The sequence below is a fragment of the Candidatus Vampirococcus lugosii genome, from assembly GCF_018420025.1.
Taxonomy (GTDB): Bacteria; Patescibacteriota; Gracilibacteria; order Absconditabacterales; family Absconditicoccaceae; genus Vampirococcus; species Vampirococcus lugosii.
The window spans coordinates 1-5,576 of record NZ_JAEDAM010000066.1; the positions used below are offsets into that span (position 1 = coordinate 1).

Annotated in this window: 5 protein-coding genes; all 5 read left to right on the forward strand. The window is 22.4% G+C overall.

Annotated elements, in window-relative coordinates:
• A partial coding sequence (locus VAMP_RS04330; RefSeq protein ID WP_213349711.1) for a hypothetical protein occupies nucleotides 1-199 on the forward strand: 199 nt, incomplete at its 5' end.
• A 972-nt stretch (nucleotides 200-1,171) separates the two neighbouring features.
• Nucleotides 1,172-2,683 carry a class I SAM-dependent DNA methyltransferase gene (locus VAMP_RS07130; protein WP_213349713.1) on the forward strand — a complete coding sequence of 504 codons (1,512 nt, stop codon included), beginning with the start codon at nucleotides 1,172-1,174 and terminating at the stop codon, nucleotides 2,681-2,683.
• A gap of 184 nt (nucleotides 2,684-2,867) precedes the next feature.
• Nucleotides 2,868-3,917: a Fic family protein gene (locus VAMP_RS04340; RefSeq protein ID WP_213349715.1), complete on the forward strand. Its 1,050-nt coding sequence runs from the start codon at nucleotides 2,868-2,870 to the stop codon at nucleotides 3,915-3,917.
• Nucleotides 3,918-3,933: 16 nt separating this feature from the next.
• Nucleotides 3,934-4,491 carry a restriction endonuclease subunit S domain-containing protein gene (locus VAMP_RS04345; protein ID WP_213349717.1) on the forward strand — a complete coding sequence of 186 codons (558 nt, stop codon included), beginning with the start codon at nucleotides 3,934-3,936 and terminating at the stop codon, nucleotides 4,489-4,491.
• Between the two features lie 73 nt (nucleotides 4,492-4,564).
• Nucleotides 4,565-5,395 carry a restriction endonuclease subunit S domain-containing protein gene (locus VAMP_RS04350; RefSeq protein WP_213349719.1) on the forward strand — a complete coding sequence of 277 codons (831 nt, stop codon included), beginning with the start codon at nucleotides 4,565-4,567 and terminating at the stop codon, nucleotides 5,393-5,395.
• Nucleotides 5,396-5,576: the final 181 nt, after the last annotated feature.

Here is a 5,576-nt window from a genome sequence, read left to right on the forward strand (position 1 = left end):
ACCATGGTGTAAAGTTCCTAGACATAGTCTTCCAAGTTGTAAAGAACATAGACAAGAAGCTGTTGTTGATATAGATGTTGGTAATTGAACAATACATAGATATAATTTTATATGTGTTGAAAAAGACGACTTTAGAACAGGTGGAAAGTTTTTTGAATGGCAGAAAAGAAATTATCGTCCAGAAATAATTAATCAATAATATTATCTATAGATAATAAAGAAATTTTGTTTTTATAAAATTGAGAGATTTAGTGATTTAAATTACTTTATTTCTCAATTTTTTGTTTAAAAATTATGAAAATATTCAAAATGTAAAATCTTTTTTAAATTTTCAGATAAATATGAAATACTTTATAATTATAATTCTATTAATAATTCTAATATGTAATATAAACTAGTGTTGTTTGCAGTAGTTGAATATATATTACATAATTGAAAATTTTTCCGAAATAGAAATCAACAAAATCACCTACAGAATCAACAAAATTCACTCTTTTCTCTAATTTAGGTGCAGAAGATTAGGATAATTTTCTATTGATTTAATATTTTTGTTATATATAATAATTTTGATTTTATTTTAAATATATAAAAAAATACAAAAATAATGTATACAGATATAAAATCTTTTTCTTTGAAAAAAGGTTTTTTTATTTTAAAAAAATTCTGTTACTCATATTTGATATGGGGCTTTTGCAGATAATGAAACAGAAAATTATTTTAAAAAACTAAACTCAAGATTCTCTAAATGAATAAATCAATTAAAAAATTATTACAAAAAAACAAACTTTAAATTAGATAAAAAATTTGATTTTGAATTTGAAAATAAAATTGAAAAGAAAAAAATTAAAGTAAAATTAAACTTTTAATTATACCTGTAATATTGTCTAATTTTTATATTTTTTATATTAAAAATATTTAAAAAACAAGAAACATTTTAAATATTTATTTTGATATAGAAAAAGAAGGTTTTATTGAATTTTTGGAAAGTGAGGATTTTATAAATTATATAAAATAATAAAAAAATCAATTTGCTGATTATAGTGTTTAAAAAGAAGAAATACTTAAAGATTTTATGCAAAAATAATTTCTAATTTTTTGTTAACAAGTTTTTGATTGAAAAAATTTAAATTTTATTTATTATAATTTATAATTTATAATTAAATTTTAAAAAATGACAAAAGAACAACTTTCAAGTGCGGAGATAAAAAAAGCTTGTGATATACTTAGAAGAGATGATTGAGTATGATCCAAAAATTATATTACTGAAATATCATGGATATTATTTTTAAAACTTTTTGAGGAAATAGAAAATATCTTTGATGATATATCAGCAAGTAAGATGCAAGATTATCATTTTGTAATAGAAGAAAAATATCATTGGTCATCTTGGGCTCATGATAAAGAATATAGAAAAAATCCCGAAAAGATGCTTGATTTTGTAAGATGAAAACTTTTCCCTTATTTGAAATTGCTTTCTGGAGATTATGGAACAAAAATTGCTCAAATATTTAATACTTTGGTGCAACCAAAAATCTTGAGTTGATATAATTTGATAGATGTTGTAGATATTGTAGATAAGATAAATAAAAAAGATTTTGTTGATTCCCACTTGCTTTCTCATGCTTATGAAGAGATACTTGCCAAGATGTGAAATGAATGATGATGGGCTTGAGAATATTATACTCCAAGGTCAGTAATTAAATTTTTGATACATACTCTTGATCCTCAAGTTTGACAAAAGATAAAAGATCCATTTACTTGAAGTTGATGATTTTTGGTAGAATCGTTTGAATATCTAAAACAAAAATCTAATTGGGATACTTTATCTACAAAAGAACAAAAAAAACTTGCTGATAATAGTTTGTTTTGACAAGAGAAAAAACAAGAATGATATATCTTGTGAATGATGAACTTGATAACTCATGGAGTGTTAAAACCAAATATAAACCTTGCAAATACTTTTGGTCAAGATCTAAATAATATAACTTGAGAATATGATGTAATATTGACAAATCCCCCATTTTGAGGGAAAGAAGCATCTCAAGTATATAAACATTATGAATATCCTACATCAGCTACAGAATGACTTGCTCTTCAATATATCATGAAAACTTTGAAAAATGGCTGAAAAGCTTGAGTAGTACTTCCAGACGGACAGATACTTTTTGCAACGGGACTTTTTGCAGATATAAGACAGAAACTTTTTGAAAAAAATAAGTTAAAATATATCATAAGTTTACCAGCTTGAGTGTTTGCACAGATGTGAACAGGAATCAAGACAGTTTGTATGATATTTGAAAAATGATGAAATACAAAAAATGTAGTTTATTATAACCTAAATTGAAAATATACTAAGAAAAAATTACTTCCTCTTGAAGATATGGAATCTATACTTGAAGATATGAAACAAGTTGATATTTTTGATAAAAATCTTGATGAAAAAGATATAGATGCTTTTAATATCGCTTGAGAAGATACAAATCAAAATTTTGATAGGTGGGTAGTACCTTTGGAATACTTTGAAAATAATAATTATGACATATCACCAAAAAATCCTTTTGAAAAAAAAGATATAGTTTTGTCAGTAGATGAAAATCTATCTTTGATAAATAAAGGAAATACTTGATTTACACAAGAGTTTGAAAATCTTAAAAAACTTTTAAAAGATAATGATTTGGTATAAAAAAATACTTGTATTTGGATGGATTATTTTAATGAAATGTCTTATAAAAAAATAATTATGTCTCATAATAAATGCCTTTATTATAAGTTAAAATAGAATTTTTAATAAAAATAATGTCCTATAAATACTTGAAAAGTGTCTTATAAATTATATACTTATTATAGTTTAAAAATAAATTAAAAAAATGAGCTTAATAAAAGAAAGAAGAAATAAAATATTAGAGTATATCAAAAATCATGAAAAAGTTCAAATTTCTGATTTATCACATTTGATAGAAGATTTTCAAGTAGATAAAAAAACGATACAAAGAGACTTAAACAAACTTGTAGAAGAAAAACAAATTATTAAAAAATGAACTTTAAAATCAACTTTTTATGAATTTTCCCATACAAACAAACTTTTTGAAAACATAGATACTCAAAAATATTTTGATATTGCTTATCAAGATAGAGATGTTATAGAAAGTTTTAATTTTGATATTTTTGACATTTTAAAAACTGATATTTTTAATCAAAAAGAAAATGAAAAACTAGAAAATTTACAAAATCAATTTATTAAAAATTTTTCACAATATGATAGTCAAACCTTGATAAATAAAGAGTTTGAAAGAGTAATGATAGAATTTTCTTGGAAATCATCTGCTATCGAGTGAAATACTTATTCTTTACTTGCAACAGAAGCACTACTTAAAGAAAATATACCTGATAGTACAAAAACTCCAGAAGAAACACAGATGATACTAAATCATAAAGATGCTTTCAATGAGGTTATACAAAACAAAACTGCTTTTTATGATCTAAAATATCAAGATATAGAATATATTCATAGTGTTTTGATAAAAAATCTATGAGTAAAAACAAATATAAGAAAATCACCAGTTTGAATAACTTGAACAAAATATAAACCTTTAGATAATGAATTTCAAATAAAAGAAGCTTTAGAAAAAACAGCTGAACTTATAAATTATAAAGAATCATTTTTTGAAAAATCATTTTTAATTTTAATATTGCTTGCATATATACAAGCTTTTGAAGATGGGAACAAAAGAACTTCAAGGATGCTTTCAAATGCAATACTGTTAGCTTATGATAGTATTTCTTTATCTTATAGAGCAGTTGATATTATAGAGTATAAAAAAGCTATAATACTATTTTATGAACAAAATAATATTTCATTGTTAAAAAAAATATTTATTGAACAGTTTGAAGATTCTGTAAAAAATTATTTTAATTAATATAAAACTTTAAAAAATGGAACAAAATATATGAGATTTGATTAAAAATGTTGAGTGGAGGGAGGTTAGTATATGGAATATATTTGAACTTAAAAAAACAAGTTTTTGAAGTAAATTAGAAAAATATATTTCAAATGAAAAACAAAAATGATATATACCATATTTATCAAGTTGATTAGCAAATAATCAAATATCTTGATATGTAAAAAAAGAAAAATTGAAAAATGAACAAATTTATAATTGAGGATGTCTATCTTGGACAGCAAATGCTACAGGAATGATTTTTTATAGAAATGAAGAAGAATTTGCAATAAAATCAGATGCTTGAGTATTGAAATTTAAAGAAGAAATTAGAAATGGTGATAAAGATAAAAAAGAAGATAAAGAAAGTGAAGAAATTTTATGATTTACATTAAGTGAAATAAAAAAATATTTTAATTACAAATATATTTATTATTCATTGATATGAGAATTTGAAAAAAAATGATTTGATTGGGACAATAAAGCAACAAATGAAAAAGTTAAAAAAATAAGTTTTTTAATCCCTTACAAAAAACTGAAAACCTGACATTAATGCCCAACAAAAAATAGCAAATTTTATTGATAATTGTTTTGATAAACTTGATAATGCAGATAAATATTTGCAGTTGATTTTTCAAAGTGTAAATCAAAAAAGATGATGATGAGATGTGATTGATAAGAATTTTTTGAATACAAATTTTGAAGATATATTGAAAAAACATGATGAAAAGATAGCAAAACTTGAAAAATTAGAAAAAGATAAACAAAAAAGAAATTTTAAAGATACAGTGATGAAGTGAAACTTGATTGATAATCTATGGAAAAGTATACTTGAAGGGGTTTTTGATGAAGCATATTTGAAAGAAAAGTTTAATTGAGTAGAGTGGGAGAAGAATAAAAGCATAGAAAATATTATAGATAATAAAAAAAGAAAAAAATATAAATTTGATGTAATTAAAGAAAATGAAATTTTAAATTCTTGAAAATATCCAGTTATTTCACAATGAGATGATTATATTAATTGATATTCTACAAATGAAGAAAAATTATTTAAATGAGAATTTCCTTTATTAGCTTTTTGAGATCATACATTTAATATTAAATATATTGATTTTGAATTTATACCATCATGAGATTGATTAAAGAATTTGTATTTCATTAAAAATATAAACTATAAATATGTATATTATTTTATATATATGCAAAAATGAGAAATAGAATGATATCAAAGACATTTTAAAATATTGAAATCTTTAAAAATCCCAATTCCTTACAAAAACTGATACCCTGACACTGAAACTCAACAAGAAATAGTAGCTATACTTGAAAAAGCATTTATATATTATCAAAGGATGAAAAATAAAGCTGAAAGCAATCAAAAATATCTACAAAATATGAGAAAATGAATACTTACAAATATATTTGAAACTGCAAATTTACTTTCTAATCAAAAATAAAAATGTATACAGAAGCTGACACAAAATCAAAACATATAGAGCCAAATCTTAAAAAATCTTGATGGGATGAATCAAACATCGCAAGAGAATATAAGATAACAGCTGATAGTATGGTAGTAGTATGAGAAGAATACCACACCAAAAACACTGCCAAATTTGCTGATTATGTTTTGAAGATAAA